The organism is Actinomadura sp. 21ATH (genome assembly GCF_041951345.1).
Lineage (GTDB): Bacteria > Actinomycetota > Actinomycetes > Streptosporangiales > Streptosporangiaceae > Spirillospora.
In genome coordinates, this window is sequence record NZ_JBGNUR010000014.1 from 188382 (window position 1) to 207276 (window position 18895).

An 18895-nucleotide genomic window follows, 5' to 3' on the forward strand; every position below is an offset into this window, starting at 1 on the left:
CCTCACGGGCGCGGCACGGCCAGGACGGTCGGCTCGGCGCGGCCGCGCAGCACGACCTCGTCGCCCAGCTCCCAGCGGCCGCGCTCCTCGGGACCGGCCGCCTCGACCAGCCGGCCCGCCGCCAGCACCCGCGCGTCGGTGTTCTTGGCCAGGTCGGTGAGCCGGGCGGCCTCGTTGACCGGGTCGCCGATCACCGTGTACTCGAAGCGCTCCTCGGCGCCGATGTGCCCGGCGACCGCCTCGCCCGCCGACACGCCGACGGCCGCGCGCAGCTCCGGGACCTCGCCGTCCAGCCGGACGGCCAGCGCGCGGGCCGCCGCCAGCGCCCGGACCGGCGCGTCCTCCAGCGGCAGCGGCGCCCCGAAGATCGCGAGCGCGGCGTCCCCCTCGAACTTGTTGATCCAGCCGCCGTGCTCGCCGATCGTCTCGACGACGACGGCGAAGAAGTCGTTCAGCAGCTTGACCACCTCGGTGGGCGGCCGGTCGGCGGCCAACCGGGTGGAGCCGATGATGTCGACGAAGACCACCGCGACCTCGCGCAGCTCGCCGCCGAGGTCGATGCCGCGCTCCAGCGCCACCCGCGCGACGTCCTCGCCGACCTGCCGCCCGAACAGGTCCTGGAGCCGGGCGTGCTCGCGCAGCCCGGCGGCCATGTGGTTGAAGCCGGCCTGGAGGAGGCCGACCTCGCTGGCGTCGTAGACGGGGACCTCGACGTCCAGGTCGCCGCGCTCGACCCTGGCCAGCCCCAGCCGTACCGACTCGACCGGGTCGGCGATCGCGCGGGCCGCGGCGTAGGTGACGGCGAGGCCGACCACGAGCGCGGTGCCGCCCAGCGCGAGCGTCGCCATCGCGAAGTCGCGCAGCGTGACCTTGTTGATGACGAAAGTGCCGACCGCCAGCACGATGAGGCCCAGGATCGGGACGGCGGTGCCCAGCGCCCACGCCAGCACCGACCGGGCCACCACGCCGGGCAGGCCGGCGCGGCGCGGCGTCCCGGCGGCGAGCGCGCTGGTCACCGCGCGCCGCAGCAGCCGCTCGGTGAGCAGGTAGACGATCGTGCAGGTGGTCAGGCCGCCGAGCGCGCTGGTGAGGCCGAGCTTGACCGCCAGCAGCCAGGAGAACGGCAGGTTGACCAGGACCCAGCCGACGGTGCCGATGCCCCACAGCGTCAGGTGGACGGCCATCAGCCGCAGCGGCCCGTACAGCAGCAGGGAGCGCTCGTGCTTGTCGGGGGCGCCGTGCCGCTCGGCCAGCCGCCGGATCCGCCGGAAGAAGCGCTCGCCGAGCACCAGCCCGGCCGGGACCGCCGCGACCACGTACGCGGTGAAGATCAGGTAGTTGAACGTGCGGAGCCGTTCGGAGACCTCGCCGGCGGGCTCGGGGACCACCACCGTGAACAGCAGCACGACCAGCGCGCCGCCCAGGTTGGCCAGCCCGGTCGCGAGCGTGACCAGGATCCTGGCGCGGCGGGCGATCCGGGCCCGGGAGTCGCCGGGCCGGCCGTCGATGAGGCGCCAGAAGGGCCCGAGCAGGCTGCCGCGCGGGCGCGCACGCGTCCCTTCCGTCGCTTCTGTCTCCATGGGCGTGCAGGTTAGCCGCTCACAGTGACCAATCTGACACCAGGGCTGTCAGGCGAGGATCGGGTCCAGCAGCCGGTGGGGCCCGCGCAGGGCCACGCTGACGGGGTCGTCGCGGTTGGGGTCGAGGCCGGGGCCGGGGTGCATCTCCAGCTCCTCCAGCGGTACGACGCGCCCGCAGGCGGGGCAGGCGCCGCCGGTGTCGATGCGCTCGCCGCAGCCGATGTGGACGAACAGCCGGCACGCCCCCCGGTCGGAGAAGTTGCGGTCGCCCCAGCGGGCCAGCGTGTGGACGACGGGCCACAGCTCGCGGCCGGTCGCCGTCAGCACGTAGTCCTGGCCCTCCTTGGCGAGCACCCCGGCGTCCAGGAGCGCCTGGAGTCGGGCGGACAGGACGGCGCGGGGGATGTCGAGGTGGGCCTGGAAGTGGCCGAACCGGCGGACGCCGTACAGGGCGTCCCGGACGATCAGCAGCGTCCAGCGCTCCCCCACGACCTCCAGCGCGCGGGCCAGCGAGCAGTCCTGCTTGACGTAGTCCTTGCCGAGTGCCATGGCCCCACATTACCGTCCAGTTAGTTCATTGACCGAACTCGACCGTGCTACGGTCGTCGCCATTGCAGTTCGTTGATTGAACTTCCAGATGGGAACGGGATGACGACACTGGCCACCCCCGCGGCCGGCACGGCCGGAGGCGCCCGGGGCGCGCTGGCCCTGCCGGCCGCCGCCACGCTCCTGGCGCTGATGAACTACACCGCGCCGCTGGCGATGCTGACCGACACCGCCGCCGGGCTCGGCTCGGGCCCCACCGCCCAGATCTGGCTGATGAGCTCGATCAGCCTCGGCCTGGCGGCGGCGCTGCTGGCGGTCGGCAGCCTGGCCGACGACCACGGCCGCAAGCGGGTGTTCGTGTTCGGCGCCGCCCTGCTGGCGGTCTCCAGCGCGGCCTGCGCCGTCGCCCCCGGCTCCGCAGTGTTCGTCGCGGGCCGGATCGTCCAGGGCGCCGCCAGCGCCGCCCTGATCGCGGCCGGGCTGGGCCTCGTCGGCGCTACCTTCACCGGGCCGAGGCGCGCCCACGCCACCGGGATCTGGGGCGCCATGGTGGGGCTCGGCATCGCGCTCGGCCCGATCGCCGCCGCCGGGCTCGGGATCCTGGGCGGCTGGCGGCTCTGGTACTGGGCCACCGTCGCGGGATCGGCGCTGCTGGCCGCGGTCGCGGCCCGCACGCTGCGCGAGTCGCGGGCCGCGCGGCGCCGCGGCCTGGACGTGCCGGGCGTGCTGACGATGAGCCTGGGCGTCGCGGCGCTGCTGGCCGCGGTCACCCTGGGCCGGCTCGGCTGGAGCCGTCCCGAGGTCGCCGGGCTGCTCGTCCTGGCGGCCGTGCTGCTCGGCGCGTTCGTGCTGGTGGAGGCCCGCCGCCGGGAGCCGATGCTGGACCTGGGCCTGCTCCGGCGGCCCCGCTTCCTGCTGTCGGTCACCGGCGCGCTGGTCACCGGGCTCGGGATCATCGGCCTGATGAGCTTCGTGCCGACCGTCCTGTACGTGACGCTCGGCATGGGACCGCTGGCCGCCGCGTTCCTGCTGGCCATCTGGTCGGGGCTGTCGTTCGTCGCCGCGGCGCAGGCGCGGCGGCTGCCCGCACGGCTGCCGGCGGGACGGCTGCTGGCCGCCGCGCTGGCGCTCAACGCCGCCGGCCAGCTCGCCCTGCTGGGCTTCGCCCCGGACGAGCACTGGTGGCGGATGGTCCCGGGGCTCATCCTCGCCGGGATCGGCAGCGGCCTGGGCAACGCGATGCTGGCGCGGCTGGCCGTGGAGAGCGTGCCGCCCGAGCGCGCGAGCATGGGCTCGGGCGCCAACAACACCGCGCGCTACATCGGCGCCTCGCTCGGCGTGGCGCTGGTCGGCGCCATCGTCACCGGGACCGGCGGCGGCCACGCGAGCCCCGCGCAGGCGTACGCGCACGGCGCGAACGTCGCGATCCTGGTCTGCAGCGCCATCGCCCTGCTCGGGGCGGTGTTCGCGGCGCTCGTCCCCGACCGCGGCTAGGCCAGCTCCTCGATGAACTCGGTGAGCTGCGACAGGTTGCGGCACTCGTACATCGGGACGATCTCCCCGTACCGGGAGGCGGCCGAGTCGCCGGTGTCCCACTGCGAGCGGGGCTCGGGGTTGAGCCAGTACGCGTGCCGCGCCCGGCCCGCCATCCGCTCCAGGATCGGCAGCGACAGCTCGCCGTAGTTGGAGCGGGCGTCGCCCAGCACCAGCAGCGAGGTCTTCGGCGTGATCGCGTCGGCGTACTTGCGGTCGAACACCTTGATCGCGTGGCCGTAGTTGCTGCGGCCGGTGATCCAGACCAGGTCGGCCTCCCGGGCCAGCCGGGTCATGGCGTCCACCACGTCCACGCCCGGGGCGAAGTACTTGGTGATCTCGTCGGTGGCGTCGATGAACGCGAACGCCCGCACCTTGCTGAACTGCTCCCGCAGCGCGAACGTCAGCAGCAGCGTGAAGTGCGCGAACGCCGACACCGAGTCGCTGGCGTCGCACAGCACGACCAGCTCGGGCTTGTGCGGGCGGCGGGGCCGGTGGTGGGTGGTCAGCGGCACCCCGCCGCTGGCCAGCGAGGCCCGTACCGTCCGGCGGAAGTCCAGCCGGCCGCGGTTGCCCGCGCGCTGCTTCTGCTGCAGCTTGGTCGCCAGCCGCCGCGCGATCGGGTAGATCTCGCGGCGCATCGCGGCCAGGTCGGTGCGGGCGGCGCGGCCGAAGTCCAGCTTCTCCAGCGGCGGCCGGACCACCATCCGCGCGGTCCGCTCGACCCCGGTGTCCTCGGCGATGCGGCGCCGCACCTCGCCGGCGACCAGGTCCTGGAACCGCTCGATCCGGGAGCGGAGGTTCTGCCGCGCGACGCGCTCGGCCATGCCGCCGCGCTCCCGGTCGTTCAGCACGGCGTTGAGCAGGCTCGCCATCAGCGTCTCGGGCGACATCGCCCGCAGCACGCCGGAGGAGAACCAGGACTCCTGCCCGGGCGTCTGCCCGTACTCGGACACGGCCGTGCGGGCGAACTGGCGCAGGCCCGCGTCGTCGCCCGACAGCAGCAGGTCGAACAGCTCCCGGCGGCGTGCCTGCACCTGCGGGTCCAGCGGCGGCGGCACGCGGCGCTCCCCCGGTACGGGGCGGCGCAGGTCCGGCCCGGCCGCGGCGCCGTCGCCGAGCGCCGCCGGGAACCACAGGTCGAAGAGGGTGTCGAAGGTCGTGCGGTGCACGGGCCTCTTCACCAGCGTCGCGGCGTACGCGGAGCGCAGCGCCTCCCGGTCGACCAGGTCGATCACCTGGAGCGCGCGCACCGCGTCCAGCCCCTCGGCCACCGACACCGGCAGCCCGGCCTCGCGCAGCGCCGCGGTGAAGCCGGTGTGCCGGTCGACCAGGGAGCGGCGCTCCTCGGCGGAGCGGTCCGGGGTGTCGGTGCTCATCGCGCGCTCAGCCCTTGAGGCCCAGTTCCCGGGTGGCGCGCTCCTGGTCGGAGACGTGCTTGAGGACGACCCCGAGGGTGCGCGACACGGCGGCCTCGTCCAGCTCGTCCAGGCCCAGGGCCAGCAGGGTGCGCGCCCAGTCGACCGTCTCGGCGATCGACGGGGCCTTCTTGACCTCCATCTCGCGCAGCGTCCCGACCGTGCGGACCAGCTGCTCGGCCAGCGCCGCCTCGATCCCGGGGACCTGCGCGAGCACGATGTCGCGTTCCCGTTCGGGGTCGGGGTAGTTCAGGTGCAGGTAGAGGCAGCGCCGCTTGAGCGCCTCCGACAGCTCGCGCGCCGCGTTCGAGGTGATGAGCACGAACGGCCGGCGGACCGCGCTGACCGTGCCCAGCTCGGGGATCGTGACCTGGAAGTCCGACAGCACCTCCAGCAGCATGCCCTCGACCTCGACGTCGGCCTTGTCGGCCTCGTCGATCAGCAGCACGGTGGGGTGGTCGCGCCGGATCGCGGCCAGCAGCGGCCGCTCCAGCAGGAACTCCTCGGAGAAGATGTCGTCGTGGGTCTCCTGCCAGCCGCGGTCCTGCGGCGCGGCCTGGATCGCCAGCAGCTGCTTCTTGTAGTTGAACTCGTACAGCGCGCGGGCCTCGTCCAGGCCCTCGTAGCACTGGAGCCGGATCAGCTCGGAGCCGGTCGCGGCGGCGACCGCCTTGGCCAGCTCGGTCTTGCCGACCCCGGCCGGGCCCTCCACCAGCAGCGGCTTGCCGAGCGCCTGGGCGAGGAACACCGTGGTGGCGATCGACTCGTCGGCCAGGTAGTCCACCCCGGCCAGCCGCCGCCCCGCATCAGCAGGCGACGCGAATCCCCCCGCGCCCGTGCCCGCGCCGGTTTCCGTTGGAGTGTCGGTCTCAGTTCCCTGGGCGGTCATCCCTTGGCTTTCGTGTAGGTCTGGTTGGTGCCGGCGAACACCATCTTCGTGCCCCCGGCGTTGAGCGTGGCGCCCCAGTACGAGGCGCTCTTGGGGTCACCGCCCTGCCAGGAGAAGCGGTACTTGCCCTTGCCCTCGGGGATGACCTGGCCGTTCCACAGCGCCTGGCGGCCCTTCATCCAGGCGCCGGTGCCGTCGGCCTTGAACAGGAAGTGGTCGCCGTTGGGCCCGTTCCAGCGCCCGACCAGCGGCCTGATCTGCCCGGCCTGGACCTTGGGCACCTTCTCCATCTTCGGGGCGCCGGCGGACGGGGTGCCGATCGGCACGGACGGCACGGAGACCGGCGGGCTCGACGACGCGCCGGCGCCGGCCGGGGCCTTCTCGTCGCCGCCGCAGCCGGTGAGGGTGAGGGCGAGGGCGAACGCCGCGCAGCCGGCGGCGGTGCGGGCGTGGGGGGCGGCCGAGCGGGCCCGAGCACTCACGTGGACCTCCGTACGGAAACTGGACGAAGTCGGCATTTTATCCAGGTCGGACCTCTCACTCCGGGGTCGTACGCGCGGTTTCGTTCCCAGGGGTGACGCCACGCCGCCGTCATTGTGCGTATAAACAGAGGATGACCAGTCAACGCCTGCCGCGCGACGATCTCGCCGCGGCGCTGGCGGCCCGGCAGGAGCTGGGGCCCGAGTACGACGACGCCTTCATCGAGACGCTGGTCGAGCGCATCGACGAGCAGCTCGCCGCCCGCGAGGGCGCCCGCGCCGCCCGGCCGACCCGGGGCGCGCCGCCGGCCAGGCCCGCGCCCGATCGCTCGCCCGCGCTGGCGATCGTCTCGCTGCTCGCCGCGATCCCGCTCAGCGCCATCGCGGTCGAGAAGGCGGGCATGCCCGGGCTGGTCACGGTGTGGGTGGCCATCGTCCTCGTCAACGTCGTCAACGCCTGGCGGCCGCGCTGAACCGCGGCGGGCGCGCCGCCCGCCGCGGTCCCGCCGCTACTTGCCCGGCTCGGGGTCGCGGGGCAGGCCGAGGAGCCGCTCGCCGATGATGTTCAGCTGGACCTCGGTGGTGCCGCCGTAGATCGTCATCGCCCGGCTGAACAGCATGGCCCGCGCCACGATGCCGCTGCGCGTCATCGGCACCTCGGTCGCGGCCGCGGCGCCCTGCGCGGCCCAGCAGTGGTCGGCGACGTCCTGGTTGAACTGGACGCCGAGCAGCTTGCGGACCGACGCCTCGGCGCCCGGCTCCACGCCGTTCAGCTGCTTGAGCGTGGTCCGCAGGCCCAGCAGGTCGATCGACTGGCCCTGCGCGACCAGCCCGCCCACCTCGGCCAGGGCGACCGGGTCCAGGCCGTCCTCGGTCTCGTAGAACTTCAGCAGCTCGGGCACGCCCATGCCCATGCCGCCGCCGGTCGACAGCGACACCCGCTCGTTGCTGAGGGTGTTGCGGGCGACCTGCCAGCCCTTGTCGACCTCGCCGACGACCTGGTCGTCGGGGACGAACACCTCGTCCAGGAAGACCTCGTTGAACAGCGCCTCGCCGGTCAGCTCGCGCAGCGGCCGCACGTCGACGCCCGGCGCCTTCATGTCGACCAGGAAGTAGGTGATGCCGTCGTGCTTGGCCGCGTCGGGGTTCGTCCGGGCCAGGCAGAAGCCCCACTGCGCGTGCTGGGCCACCGACGTCCAGATCTTCTGGCCGGTCAGCTTCCAGCCGCCCTCGACCCGCTCGGCCCGCATCGACAGCGAGGCCAGGTCCGAGCCGGCGCCCGGCTCGCTGAACAGCTGGCACCAGATCATCTCGCCGCGCAGCGTCGGGCGCAGGAAGCGCTCCTTCTGCTCGTCGCTGCCGTAGGCGACCAGCGACGGCACCAGCCAGGCGCCGATCACCAGGTTGGGGGTCTTGACCTTGGCGGCCCTGAGCTCCTGCTGGATGAGGATCTGCTCGACGGGGTCCGCGCCGCGGCCCCACGGCTCGGGCAGGTGCGGCACGGTCCAGCCCGCGTCGCCCATGGTGCGGTGCAGCTCGCCCTTGTCGGAGATCTTCGCCAGCTCGGCGACCTCGGCGCGGACGCGCTCGCGCACCGGCTGGGCGTCCTCGTCCAGCTCCAGCACGACCTCGCGGCGGCCGCCGGCCAGCGCCGCCTCCGCCACCTCGGCCGCGTATCCCTTGGCGGGGCCGGCGAGGGCGCGCAGCGTCAGCGCGCGGCGCAGGTAGACGTGCGCGTCGTGCTCCCAGGTGAAGCCGATGCCGCCGAGGATCTGGATGGCGTCGCGGGCGGTCTTCACGCCGGCGTCCAGCGCGATCACGCCCGCCACCGCGGTGGCGAACGCGACGTCCTCGGCGCCGTCGTCCAGGGCGCGGGCGGCGTCCCAGACGGCGGCGCGGGCCTGCTCCAGCGCGATCAGCATCCGGGCGGCCTTGTGCTTGACGCCCTGGAACTGGCCGATCGGGCGGCCGAACTGCTCGCGGACCTTGGCGTACTCGGCGGCGGTGGTGACGCACCAGCCCGCCGTGCCGGCCGCCTCGGCGCCCAGCAGCGTGACGGCCAGGCCCCGGACGCCGGCGTCGGTGAGGCCGTCCAGGACGCGGTCGGCGGCGACCTGCGTCCCGGCCAGCTCGACCCTGGCGACCCGGCGGACCCGGTCGAGGCTGGCCTCGACGGGGGTCACGGTCGCCTCGGCGGCGTCCACGGCCACCCACTCGGTCCCGCCGCCCTCGACGGCGACCGGTAGGACGAGCACGTCGGCGAGCGCGGCGCCCAGCACCGGCTCGGCGGTGCCGGTGACGACGAGCGCGGCGCCGTCCCGGCGCCCGGTGAGGCCGCCGGACAGAGCCACGGCGCCGGTCCGGGAGCCGTCACCGAGCCCGGGCAGCAGCTCGGCGCGGGCCTTGGCGTTGCTGGAGGCGTTCACCACCGCGCCGGCCAGCACGGTGGGCAGGAACGGGCCGGGCGCCGCGGCCCGGCCCAGCTCCTCCAGGACGACGGCCAGCTCCAGCAGGCCGTAGCCCTGGCCGCCGTGCTCCTCGTCCAGGTGCAGGCCGAGCAGGCCCTGCTCGGCCAGGGCCGACCAGAACTCCGGGCGGACCTCCTCGCCGGCGTCCAGCGCGGCCCGTACGACCGCGGCCGTGATGTTGCGCTCGGCGAATCCGCGTACCGACTCGGCGAGTGCCTCATGCTCTTCGGTCAGCCCGATGGCCATGCGTCACCTTCTCTCAGCCCCATTGGTGTCGACCCTGATTCTAGAACAGGATTCGGGTCACCGTGGGAAGTGACTTTCGTCTCAGATCGGGTAACGCGCGGCCCTCACACCTCGCGCGCCTCCTCGCGCTCGGCCGGCGCGGCCGGGGCGCTCGCGTCGCCCGCGCCGGCGGCCTTCGGCGCCGTCCCGGAGGAGCCCTCCACGGCGCCCTCCGGGCCGCCCTTCGCGGCGGCCGGCGCGGACCGCCGGCCGACCGTGAGGCTGGCCAGCGTGACGGCCACCAGCGTTCCGGCGATCACCGCGAGGGACAGCCAGATCGGGATGTCGGGAGCCCAGGAGACACCGTACTCGTGCATCGCGTGCAGGATCAGCTTCACCCCGATGAAGCCGAGGATGAACGCCAGCCCGTGGCTCAGGTAGACCAGCCGCTCGGCGAGCCCGCCCACCAGGAAGAACAGCTGCACCAGGCCCATCAGGGCGAACGCGTTGGCGGTGAAGACCAGGTACGGCTCGGTGGTCAGGCCGAAGATCGCCGGGATCGAGTCCAGCGCGAACATCACGTCGGTGGAGCCGATCGCCACGATCACGATGAACAGCGGGGTGAACAGCCGGCGGCCGTTCTTGCGCGTGAAGAGCCTGTTGCCCTCGTACTCGTCGCTCGTCGGCAGGACCTTGCGCGCCCAGCGCAGCAGGAAGTTCTCGCTGACCTCCTCCTCGTCGTCCAGGTGCCGGATCATGCCGATCGCGGTCCAGATCAGGAGCGCGCCGAAGATGATGAACACCCAGGTGAAGGCGTGCAGCGCGGCGGCGCCCGCGGCGATGAAGACGCCGCGCAGGACCAGCGCGATGATGATCCCGGCCATCAGCACGGTGTGCTGCGCGGCCTTCGGCACGGCGAACCGCGCCAGGATCACCATGAAGACGAAGAGGTTGTCGACGCTCAGGCTCTTCTCGGTGACGAAGCCGCCGAAGTACTGCGCGGCGTACTCGCCTCCGGAGAACGCCCAGACGCCGAGGCCGAAGACGACGGCGAGGCCGATGTAGATCGTCGACCAGAACGCGGCCCGGCGAGTGGTGAACTCGCGGGTGTCGTTGCGGTGGATGAGGAACAGGTCGGCGAGGATGATGGCGAGGATCCCGAACAGCGTCAGGCCCCACACCAGGGGGGACACGTGCAAAACAGCACCTCCGGCGGGCATGGTTCAGCGCCGGAGGTCTCTCCCGCCCTGCTGATGAGTACGGGCCGCCGGTCCCGGGCCGATACGGATCGGCCGTGCTGACGAAACCGGCGCGCAGGGATACTCCCCTCCACTACCTCCTGAAACGTAGGGCCCTCCCGGTGCGTTCCAAAGATCCAGAACTTTTTCCGGAAAAGATCGAACCGGATCCGCGCAGGAGGCGTCTAAGACCCGACCACCTCCCACGCGGGCGCCGGTTCAGCCGGCCAGGCGCAGGTAGATGCCCGCGAGCTGGTCCACCGCGTCGGACTCGCTCGGCAGCGACTCGGCCCGCTCCGCGGCCGCCGCGCCGAGCCGGACGGCCAGGGCCGAGTCGTCCAGGACGCGGCTCACGGCCCGCTCCAGCGCGGCGGGGTCGTTCGGCGGGACGAGCAGCGCCGCCTCGGCCTCCGGGCCGTGCAGCAGCGCGTCCCCGGAGCCCGGCGCCCGCCCCGCCCCCACCATCTGGGGGATTCCGCCGACGCGGGTCGCCACCAGCGGCCGCCCGGTCCGCAGGATCTCCTGGACGATCAGCGGCTGCCCCTCCCAGAGGCTCGGCACCACGGTCACGTCGGCCGCCGCCAGCAGCGCCGGGACGTCGCCGCGGCTCCCCAGCAGCCGCACCGGCAGGTCCTCGCGGTCGATCCGCTCCTGCAGCGCGTTCTTCAGCGGGCCGCCCCCGACGATCGCGACCAGCGGCGGCGGCGTCCGGCGGGCCCACCCGCGCGCCGCGTCCAGCAGCAGCGGCAGCCCCTTCTGGTCGGCCAGCCGCGCCACCGTCAGGATCAGCGGCCGCTCCCCCACGCCCAGCTCGGCGCGCAGGTCCGACCGGGCCGCCGGGCCCGGCTGCGAGCGCGGCACCGGCGCCGGCACCAGCGCGTGCCCGACCGAGCGGGCGCCCAGCTCGCGCATCCGGTCCTCCAGGTCGGGCGAGACGCCGAGGACCTCGTCGGCGCCCAGCGCCACGACGCGCTCCAGCGCCGCGTACGCCACGGCCGTCCTCCCGCCGGCGGTCACGGCGTTGTGCAGCGTCACCACGAGGGGGACGCCGCCGCGGCCCAGCCGCAGCGGCCCGGGGGCGACCCGCGCGCAGGCGGCCGCGGCCAGGCCGCCCGCCCGCAGCCCGTGCGCGTGCACCACGTCCGCGCCGCGCAGCATCGCGCGCAGCCGCCCCACCGCCTTCGCGTCCGCCACCGGGCGGGGCCGGTCGGCGAGGTCGACCTCGGCGAACCGCACGCCGTGCCGCCCGAACCGGAACGTCTCCTCGGTCTCCGCGGGCCCGCACACCACCACCCGCGCGCCCCGCCCGGCCAGCCCGAACGCCACCGACCGCACATGCCGGCCGACGCCGCCCGCGCTGGTGCCGAGGACGAGCGCCACCCGCAGCCCGTCCAGCTTGCCCGCGTCTCCCGCGGGAGCGTGTCGTTCAGTCATTCCGCCCACCTTCCGGCTCAGTGTCACTCCGGGGGCGGACCCCCAGGCCCCCCGGCCTCCGCCCACCCGTCAGCACGGCCCGCAGATCCCGGCCGTCGATCACGAACGCGACCGCCGCGAACGCGGCCGCGGCGACGGCGGCGGCGAGTGCGGCGATCCCGATGTTCAGCACCTGTCCCCCCGTGCCCAAGGCCGCCGCGGCGGCGTTGCCCGCGGCCCCTCCGGCGGCTCCCCCGGCGATCCCGGCGGCCAGCGCGCGCGGTACGCCCCGTACCGCCGCCCGGCCCCGGGCCCGCACCACCGCGGCCAGCAGCAGCGCCCCCGCCACGGTCATGCCGGCGGCGTTGCCCAGGCCCAGCGCCGCCACCACCCACTGCCGCTCGACGGTGAGCACCAGCGCCACGTCGGCGGCCATCACCAGCAGCCAGCCGGCGACGGTGGCGGCGGCCCCCATCCTCCCCCGATGGCAGGCGAACAGCACCCGGCCCAGGTGGGCGACGAGCCCGTATCCGAGCAGTCCCGGCGCGAAGGCCAGCACCGCCCGGCTCAGCACCTCCCGCTGGTCCGCCTGCCCGGGATTGAACACCGCGGCGGCCGGGAGCGCCACCGCGGCGAGCACGGCCGCGCCCGCGCACGACGCCACTATCACCGCGCGGGTGGTGGCGGCGGTGATCCGGTCGAACTCCGCGGGCTCCTCCACGCGCGCCGACAGCATCGGGAACGCGCTGGTCGCGATCGGCACCGCGAGGATCGCCCACGGCAGCAGGTAGATCGCCCACGCGTACTGGTAGTTGGCCAGCGCCCCGCCGGTGCCCTCGTAGCTCAGCCGCACCACCAGGAGCGCCGACAGCTGCTGCGCCAGCACCGTCGCCAGCCCGGCGGCCGCGAGCCGCCGCACCTTCGGCGCCACTCCTTCGGGGAAGCGCAGCGCGGGCCGCAGTCCCAGCCGCAGCCGCCAGGCCGCCACGCCCGCCGTCGCGGCCATCGCGACCCCGCCGAGCGCCGTCCCGATCGACAGCGTCAGCTCGGCCGGCAGCGGCAGGCCCGCCAGGTCGTTCTCGTACCCGCGGCCCAGCGGCGCGTACGCCAGGTACGCCCCGATCACCACCACGCTCGACATCAGCGGCGCCAGCGCGGGCGCGACGAACCGGCGGTGCGACTGGAGCAGGCCGTACAGGACGACCGCGACCCCGTACATCACCATCTGCGGCGCCATGACCGCCATCATGTCGGCGCCGACCGACACGATCCCCGACCGCGAGCAGCCCTGGAGGTCGCCGCCCACCAGCAGCTCCATCAGGGGCCGCGACAGCAGCGCCATCAGCGCCGACAGCGGCAGCATCAGCAGGACGATCCAGGTCAGCAGCGCCGAGGCGATCCGCTTGACCTGCTCCCGGTCGCCGCGCTCGGCCGGACCCGCCAGCACCGGCACGACCATGCCGGCCAGCGCGCCACCCGCGACGATCTCGTACACGATGCTCGGCAGCTGCGTGGCGGTGAAGTACGCCTGGCTCAGGCACGACGTGGTGACCGTCTGCGAGAACGCGTAGGTGCGCCCGAATCCCGCCAGCCGCGACAGCACCGTGATCACGCCGATGACCACCGCGGCACCGGCCAGCCCGCCGGCGATCCGGCGCGTGCGCGGCGTCACGCCCGCTCCGCGGGGGACGGCGGCGCGTCTGTCGGTGTCACGGTCTGGTTCTCACCACTGGCGGTAGGTCGATGGTCGGGGGGCGGCCGCGCGGCGGGCCCGCGCGGACGGGCACGGCTCGCGCACGGATCCGGCCGGTCGGCACGGTCCTTCCGTGCGGCTCGGGTGGGCACGGCCCGCACCGGACCGGCATGCCCGGCCCGCCGCCGCGGGCGTACGCCCGCGCCGCGCGGGCGCGGCGGGCTCAGCCGGCCGGGTCGGCGACCGGGGCCGGGCCCGCCTGCGCGGGGACCGAGACCCCCGGCGCGGGCACCGCCGGCGGGCGGCGGCCCAGCATGTCGATCCGGTCCAGGACCGGCGTGTTCTTGATCACCTTGGTGAAGGAGACGAACTCGCTGGCGGCGTTCATCCCGGCCAGGCCGGCCAGCACCGCCAGCCGGGGGCCGCGGCCCAGCCGGGTCGCGGCCAGGCCCAGCAGCGCGCCGAGCGCGTTGGAGCCGGTGTCGCCCAGCATGGCGCGCTCGGCCAGGTCCTCGGGGAGCAGCGCGGCGGCGGCGCCCAGCGGGGCGGCGACGACGGCCGAGCCGGCGGGGGTGACCGCCAGCGGCACGCCGGTGATCAACCCTACCTTGATCGCGCGGCCGGGGCGCAGGTCGAACAGGTTCATCAGGTTGGCGCCGGCGGCCACGATCGCGCCGTTCACCAGCGTGTCGAACGCCCGCCCGGTACGGGTCGGAGCGGACGAGCCCGCGATGGCCGCGGCGGCCAGGCCGGTCGCGCCGATCCCGAGGATCTTCACCGCGCCGCTGGTGACCTCGCCCCTGGCCAGCGCGCCCAGATGCCCCTTGAAGCCGCGCGAGTCCGCCGATCCGGCCAGGTCGTCGTACCCGCCGAGGATCCCGGCGCCGGCGCCGGCCAGCAGCGCGGCGGCGCGGACCCGGCCGCCGAGGCCGGGCGCCAGCAGCGCGCCGGCGGTGGCGCCGGCCACGAACGCGGGCCCTTCCAGGAGGGTGACCGGCTCGCCGCGGTGGTTGGTGCGGCCCCAGACCTCCTCGCCCGGCAGCCCGTTCAGCCCGGGCGGGCGGGCGGTCAGCGCACGGTACGCGGCACCCGCCGCGACGGCGCCCAGCGCGGCGCCCGCGAGCACCCGGGCGGCAGGTCGGATCATGGTCACCCGTTCCCTCCGGCGGCCGGGACCGGCGAGGGGAGGTAGCCGTTCACGCCCGAGCCCGTCCCGTAGCGGCCGGTCCTGCCGCTCATCTCGTTCTGCAGCGCCAGGATCGCCGCCACCTGGCCCGAGGCCGTGTCGACGGTGTCCTGCGAGGAGACCGCCTTGTCGGTGTCGGAGTCGCGCAGCGCGGCGAGCAGCCCGCCCTCCTGCGTGGAGGTCGTCGGGCCGCCGACCACGGCACCGCTCCCGGCGCCGTCCAGCGCGCCGGCCAGCGAGAGCAGCGCCTTGTTGTCGGTGTCGCCGCCCTCGGACGCGTACGGCGACGACGGTGCGATCATGACCGCGAGTGTCGCATGCTGGCCGGGCTTCCCGCTGGTGGTCACGTAACCCGCCTGCCGGAACCCGCCCAGGATCGAGGCGGTGGCGGCGTCCTCCCGGCCCGCGCTGGCGGCGTCCTTGGTCACCAGCGCCGAGGCCAGCACCGCGCCGGCCTTGTCGTAGGTGCCGGCGCCGGACGGGAACGCCAGGTCGGCCGGCTTGAGCTGGGCCGCCAGCTCGTCGACGGTGCTGGTCTGGTTGTCGTCCAGGAACTTCTTCTGGATCGTCACCCGGCCCGTGACGGTGGCGCCCGCGTTCTTGGCCAGGCCGCTCAGCTGCTCGATGCTGGAGTTGCTGGCGCCCGGCGTCTCGACGAAGACCACCGACTGGCCCTTGAGCCGGTCGGCGACGATCTGCGGGGCCAGCGAGCGGGCGAAGTTCTCGTCGCCCTCCACCTGGCGGCGCAGCCTGTCCTCCGCGCGGCGGTGCTCCTCGTTGCTCTTGGCCAGCGCCGCGGTCTGCCGCTGCAGGCCCTTGGTCACCGACTGCGACAGCGTGGTGGAGCCGAGGATGATGCCCAGCGCCAGCGACAGGAAGATCGCGACGATGGAGACGAGGTGGTAGCGGAAATCGATCACGTGAAGAGTCCGGTCAGCCAGAAGATGAACGCGTGCCAGCGGTCGGCCAGCAGCGGGCGGATGACGTCCCCGGCCGGCGACATGAACACGGCGGTGGTCATGGCGATGAAGGCGCCGAGCACGAGGAACAGCAGCGAGCCGGTGGAGATCCTGCTGCGGTAGAGGCGGCTCACGCCCTTGGCGTCCACGAGCTTGCTGCCCACCCGGAGCCGGGTGAGGAACGTGCTCGCCATCCCGGCGCGCCCCTTGTCGAGGAACTCCACCATGTTGGCGTGCGTGCCGACCGCGACGATGAGCGAGGCGCCCTTGTCGTCGGCGAGCAGCATCGCGATGTCCTCGCTGGTCGCGGTGGCCGGGAACACCACCGCCTCCTGGTCGAGCTCGTGCACCCGCTTGAGGCCGGGCGCCCGGCCGTCCCGGTACGCGTGCACGACGATCTCGGCGCCGCAGGTCAGCGCGTCGTCGGAGACCGAGTCCATGTCGCCGACGATCATGTCGGGCCGGTAGCCGGCCTCCAGCAGCGCGTCCGCGCCGCCGTCCACGCCGATCAGCACCGGGCGGTACTCCCGGATGTACGGCCGCAGCGCCGCGATGTCCTCGCGGTAGTGGTAGCCGCGCACCACGATGAGCGCGTGCCGGCCCTCCAGCCGGGTGGTGACCTCGGGCACGCCGACACCGTCGATGAGCAGGTCGCGCTCGCGCTTGACGTACTCCATCGTGTTGGCGACGAACGCCTCGAGCTGGTGCGACAGCCCCGCCTTGGCCTCGATGATGGACGCCTCGACGGTCTCGGCGTTCTGCGCCGTGCCCTTGGCGATCACCTCGTCGCCGCGGTAGAGGACCTCGTCCTCCAGCCGGACCTGGTCGCCCTCGTCGAGCCGGGTGAAGATCTCCGGGCCGACGTCGTCGACCAGCGGGATGCCGGCCTCCACCAGGATCTGCGGGCCGAGGTTGGGATAGCGGCCCGAGATGCTCGGCGCGACGTTCACCACGCCGCCGACCTCGCACGACACCAGCGCCTCGGCGCTGACCCGGTCGAGGTCGACATGGTCGATGACGGCGATCTCGCCGGGCTGCAGGCGCTTGGTCAGGTTCTTGGTGCGGCGGTCGAGCCGTACCGTGGCGCTGACTCCGGCGCGGCCGTCCTCCCTGCCACGGCGCAGCGGAAGTACGCGCCGCGGCAGCTTCTGGGAGAGCCGGACGCGCCGCTCGGTGGTCGAAGACGGGTCGTTCATCAACAATCATCCTGCCAGAGCACGGGGGGCGACACCGGTAACGACGAACGGGCAGGCGTGTTCGTTCGTGCACGGTGCGTTGTTTTCGGCTCGCCGCCCTTGTCGGAACGCCCGCCTGTGAGACGGATCACCCGCCCCGGCCCGCCCGTTCCGGCGCCGGAACGGGCCGCGGGCAGGGGCGGGGCCGTCACCGTTCCTCGGCGGCCAGCTCCAGGAGCTCCTCGGCGTGGGCGCGGCCGAGTTCGGAGTCCTCCAGGCCGGCCAGCATCCGCGACAGCTCGCGGACCCTGCCCTCCCGGTCGAGCGCGGTGACGCCGCTGCTGGTCACGGTGCCGTCGTCGGACTTCTCCACCAGCAGGTGCTGGTCGGCGAACGCCGCGACCTGCGGCAGGTGGGTGACGACGATCACCTGGGCGTTGCGGGCCAGCCGCGCCAGCCGGCGGCCGATCTCGACCGCGGCCTTGCCGCCCACGCCCGCGTCGACCTCGTCGAACACGAACGTCGGGACCGGGTCGGCGCCCGCGAACACCACCTCGATCGCCAGCATCACCCGCGACAGCTCGCCGCCCGAGGCGCCCTTGTGCAGCGGCAGCGGCTGCGCGCCCGGGTGCGGCGCGAGCCGCACCTCGACCTCGTCGGCGCCGTGCGGGCCGTACTCGCCGGTCGGGCTCACGGTCACGTGGACGCGGGCGTGCGGCATCGCGAGCGCGGTCAGCTCCTCGGTCACCGCCGCCGAGAACCGCTCGGCCGTGCTCGTGCGCACCGACGTCAGCTCCGCGGCCTCGGCCGCGATCCGCTCCGACAACTCGGCGTGCTCGGCGCGCAGCGCCTCGATCCGGTCGTCGTCGCCCTCCAGCTCGGTGAGCCGCGCGGCCGACGTCCGCGACCACTCGATGACCTCGTCGAGCGTCTGCCCGTACTTGCGGGTGAGCCCGGTCAGCTCGGCGCGCCGCTCCTGGACGACCGCCAGCCGCGCCGGGTCGGCGTCCACCGACTCGGCGTAGGCGGCCAGATCGGTGGCCACGTCCGAGACCAGGTAGCCGGCCTCGGCGAGCCGGTCGGCCAGCGCCGCCAGCTCGGGGTCGTGGTCGCGCACGGCGTCCAGCGCGTTGCGGGCGGTGCCGAGCAGGCTCACGACGTTGGCCGCCTCGAACGCGGCCGACGGGTCGCCCAGCAGCGACTCGTGCGCGGTGTCGGCGGCGCCGCGCAGCGCGTCGGCGTGCCCGAGCCGCTCCTCCTCGGCCGCCAGCTCGGCGTCCTCGCCCGGCTTGGGATCGACCTTCTCGATCTCCTCCAGGCCGAAGCGCAGCAGCTCGGCCTCCTGCTCGCGCTCGCGCGCCCGGGTCGTCAGCTCCTCCAGCAGCGCGGTGACCTCGCGGTGCCGCCGGTACGTCGCGGTGTACGCGCGCAGCGGCTTCACCAGGGCGTTGCCCGCGTACCGGTCGAGCGCGCCGCGCTGCCGGCCAGCCTGCAGCAGCCGCTGCTGGTCGGACTGCCCGTGCACGGCCACCAGATCGTCGGCCAGGTTGATCAGCAGGCTCACCGGGACGGACCGGCCGCCCAGATGCGCCCGCGAGCGGCCCTCCGCCGACACCGAGCGGGTGATGATCAGCGCGCCGTCGTCCAGCTCGCCGCCCGCCTCCTCGACCCGCTCGACCACCCGGCCGCCCGGATCGACCACGATCCGGCCCTCCACGGTGGCGCGGTCGGCGCCCGGCCGGACCCGCTGCGGGTCGGCGCGGCCGCCGAACATCAGGCCCAGGCTGGTGACCACCATGGTCTTGCCCGCACCGGTCTCGCCGGTGACGACGTTGAACCCCGGGGACAGATCGAGCACGGCCTCGTCGATCACACCGAGGCCCTGGATCCGCACCTCATCGACCATCGGACGCACCAGCGTCACAACCCCTCGCAAAACAGATCCCGGTTTCAGCGCCTCGCTGGTGAGGTTACCGCCCTCGCCCGCCCGGGGCCTCCCCGCCCGGTTCAGGTCCGCCCGTATCGATCGCATCGTCCCTGGTCACCTCGCCCGTCGCGGGTCCGCTGAGGTCTGCCGGACGGCTCCTGGTCAG

At 74.4% G+C, this 18895-nt stretch carries 15 protein-coding genes; 2 read left to right on the top strand and 13 right to left on the bottom strand.

Going from position 1 to position 18895, the window contains the following annotated elements; all coding sequences use genetic code 11:
• Positions 1-2: 2 nt before the first annotated feature.
• Together ACA361_RS31990 and ACA361_RS31995 are read right to left on the bottom strand one after the other, a co-directional pair.
• On the bottom strand, positions 3-1580 hold the full coding sequence (locus ACA361_RS31990) for an adenylate/guanylate cyclase domain-containing protein (protein ID WP_375018209.1): 1578 nt from the start codon (positions 1578-1580) through the stop codon (positions 3-5).
• Positions 1581-1628: 48 nt separating this feature from the next.
• On the bottom strand, positions 1629-2129 hold the full coding sequence (locus tag ACA361_RS31995) for a winged helix-turn-helix transcriptional regulator (protein WP_375018211.1): 501 nt from the start codon (positions 2127-2129) through the stop codon (positions 1629-1631).
• Positions 2130-2228: 99 nt separating this feature from the next.
• Between ACA361_RS31995 and ACA361_RS32000 the strand changes: the two genes are divergently transcribed.
• Complete coding sequence (locus ACA361_RS32000) at positions 2229-3620, top strand: MFS transporter (protein WP_375018213.1); 1392 nt, start codon at positions 2229-2231, stop codon at positions 3618-3620.
• Here the strand turns inward: ACA361_RS32000 and ACA361_RS32005 are convergent.
• From ACA361_RS32005 to ACA361_RS32015, 3 genes are read right to left on the bottom strand one after another with little or no spacing between them, the layout of a single operon-like run.
• Positions 3617-5038, bottom strand: coding sequence for a VWA domain-containing protein (locus ACA361_RS32005; RefSeq protein ID WP_375018215.1), 1422 nt, complete (start codon positions 5036-5038; stop codon positions 3617-3619). The genes ACA361_RS32000 and ACA361_RS32005 overlap by 4 nt on opposite strands.
• A 7-nt stretch (positions 5039-5045) precedes the next feature.
• Positions 5046-5966 (bottom strand): AAA family ATPase, encoded by a 921-nt coding sequence (locus ACA361_RS32010; RefSeq protein ID WP_375018217.1) that lies wholly within the window; start codon positions 5964-5966, stop codon positions 5046-5048.
• Positions 5963-6448: a hypothetical protein gene (locus tag ACA361_RS32015; protein WP_375018219.1), complete on the bottom strand. Its 486-nt coding sequence runs from the start codon at positions 6446-6448 to the stop codon at positions 5963-5965. Before ACA361_RS32015 ends, ACA361_RS32010 begins: the two co-directional genes overlap by 4 nt.
• A gap of 131 nt (positions 6449-6579) precedes the next feature.
• On the opposite strand from ACA361_RS32015, the gene ACA361_RS32020 reads away from it, so the two are divergent.
• The gene (locus tag ACA361_RS32020; protein WP_375018221.1) at positions 6580-6918 is read left to right on the top strand and encodes a hypothetical protein; all 339 of its coding nucleotides are present in this window, start codon (positions 6580-6582) and stop codon (positions 6916-6918) included.
• Positions 6919-6954: 36 nt separating this feature from the next.
• On the opposite strand, the gene ACA361_RS32025 is transcribed toward ACA361_RS32020, so the two are convergent.
• The 8 genes from ACA361_RS32025 to recN all read right to left on the bottom strand — a co-directional run bounded on the left by ACA361_RS32025 (position 6955) and on the right by recN (position 18708).
• Positions 6955-9159, bottom strand: coding sequence for an acyl-CoA dehydrogenase (locus ACA361_RS32025; protein WP_375018223.1), 2205 nt, complete (start codon positions 9157-9159; stop codon positions 6955-6957).
• A gap of 104 nt (positions 9160-9263) precedes the next feature.
• Positions 9264-10337, bottom strand: a complete 1074-nt coding sequence (locus ACA361_RS32030) for a TerC family protein (RefSeq protein ID WP_375018225.1) — start codon at positions 10335-10337, stop codon at positions 9264-9266.
• A gap of 258 nt (positions 10338-10595) precedes the next feature.
• Positions 10596-11810 (bottom strand): glycosyltransferase family 4 protein, encoded by a 1215-nt coding sequence (locus ACA361_RS32035; protein WP_375018227.1) that lies wholly within the window; start codon positions 11808-11810, stop codon positions 10596-10598.
• Complete coding sequence (gene murJ / locus ACA361_RS32040; RefSeq protein ID WP_375018229.1) at positions 11803-13461, bottom strand: murein biosynthesis integral membrane protein MurJ; 1659 nt, start codon at positions 13459-13461, stop codon at positions 11803-11805. Before murJ ends, ACA361_RS32035 begins: the two co-directional genes overlap by 8 nt.
• Positions 13462-13705: 244 nt before the next feature.
• Positions 13706-14629 carry a hypothetical protein gene (locus tag ACA361_RS32045; protein WP_375018231.1) on the bottom strand — a complete coding sequence of 308 codons (924 nt, stop codon included), beginning with the start codon at positions 14627-14629 and terminating at the stop codon, positions 13706-13708.
• 2 nt (positions 14630-14631) lie between these two features.
• Positions 14632-15588 (bottom strand): copper transporter, encoded by a 957-nt coding sequence (locus ACA361_RS32050; protein WP_375018233.1) that lies wholly within the window; start codon positions 15586-15588, stop codon positions 14632-14634.
• Positions 15585-16823, bottom strand: coding sequence for a putative cytokinetic ring protein SteA (steA, locus tag ACA361_RS32055; protein ID WP_375018235.1), 1239 nt, complete (start codon positions 16821-16823; stop codon positions 15585-15587). The genes ACA361_RS32050 and steA overlap by 4 nt, the downstream gene beginning before the upstream one ends.
• Before the next feature lie 187 nt (positions 16824-17010).
• Positions 17011-18708, bottom strand: a complete 1698-nt coding sequence (gene recN, locus ACA361_RS32060) for a DNA repair protein RecN (protein WP_375018237.1) — start codon at positions 18706-18708, stop codon at positions 17011-17013.
• Between the last annotated feature and the right edge of the window lie 187 nt (positions 18709-18895).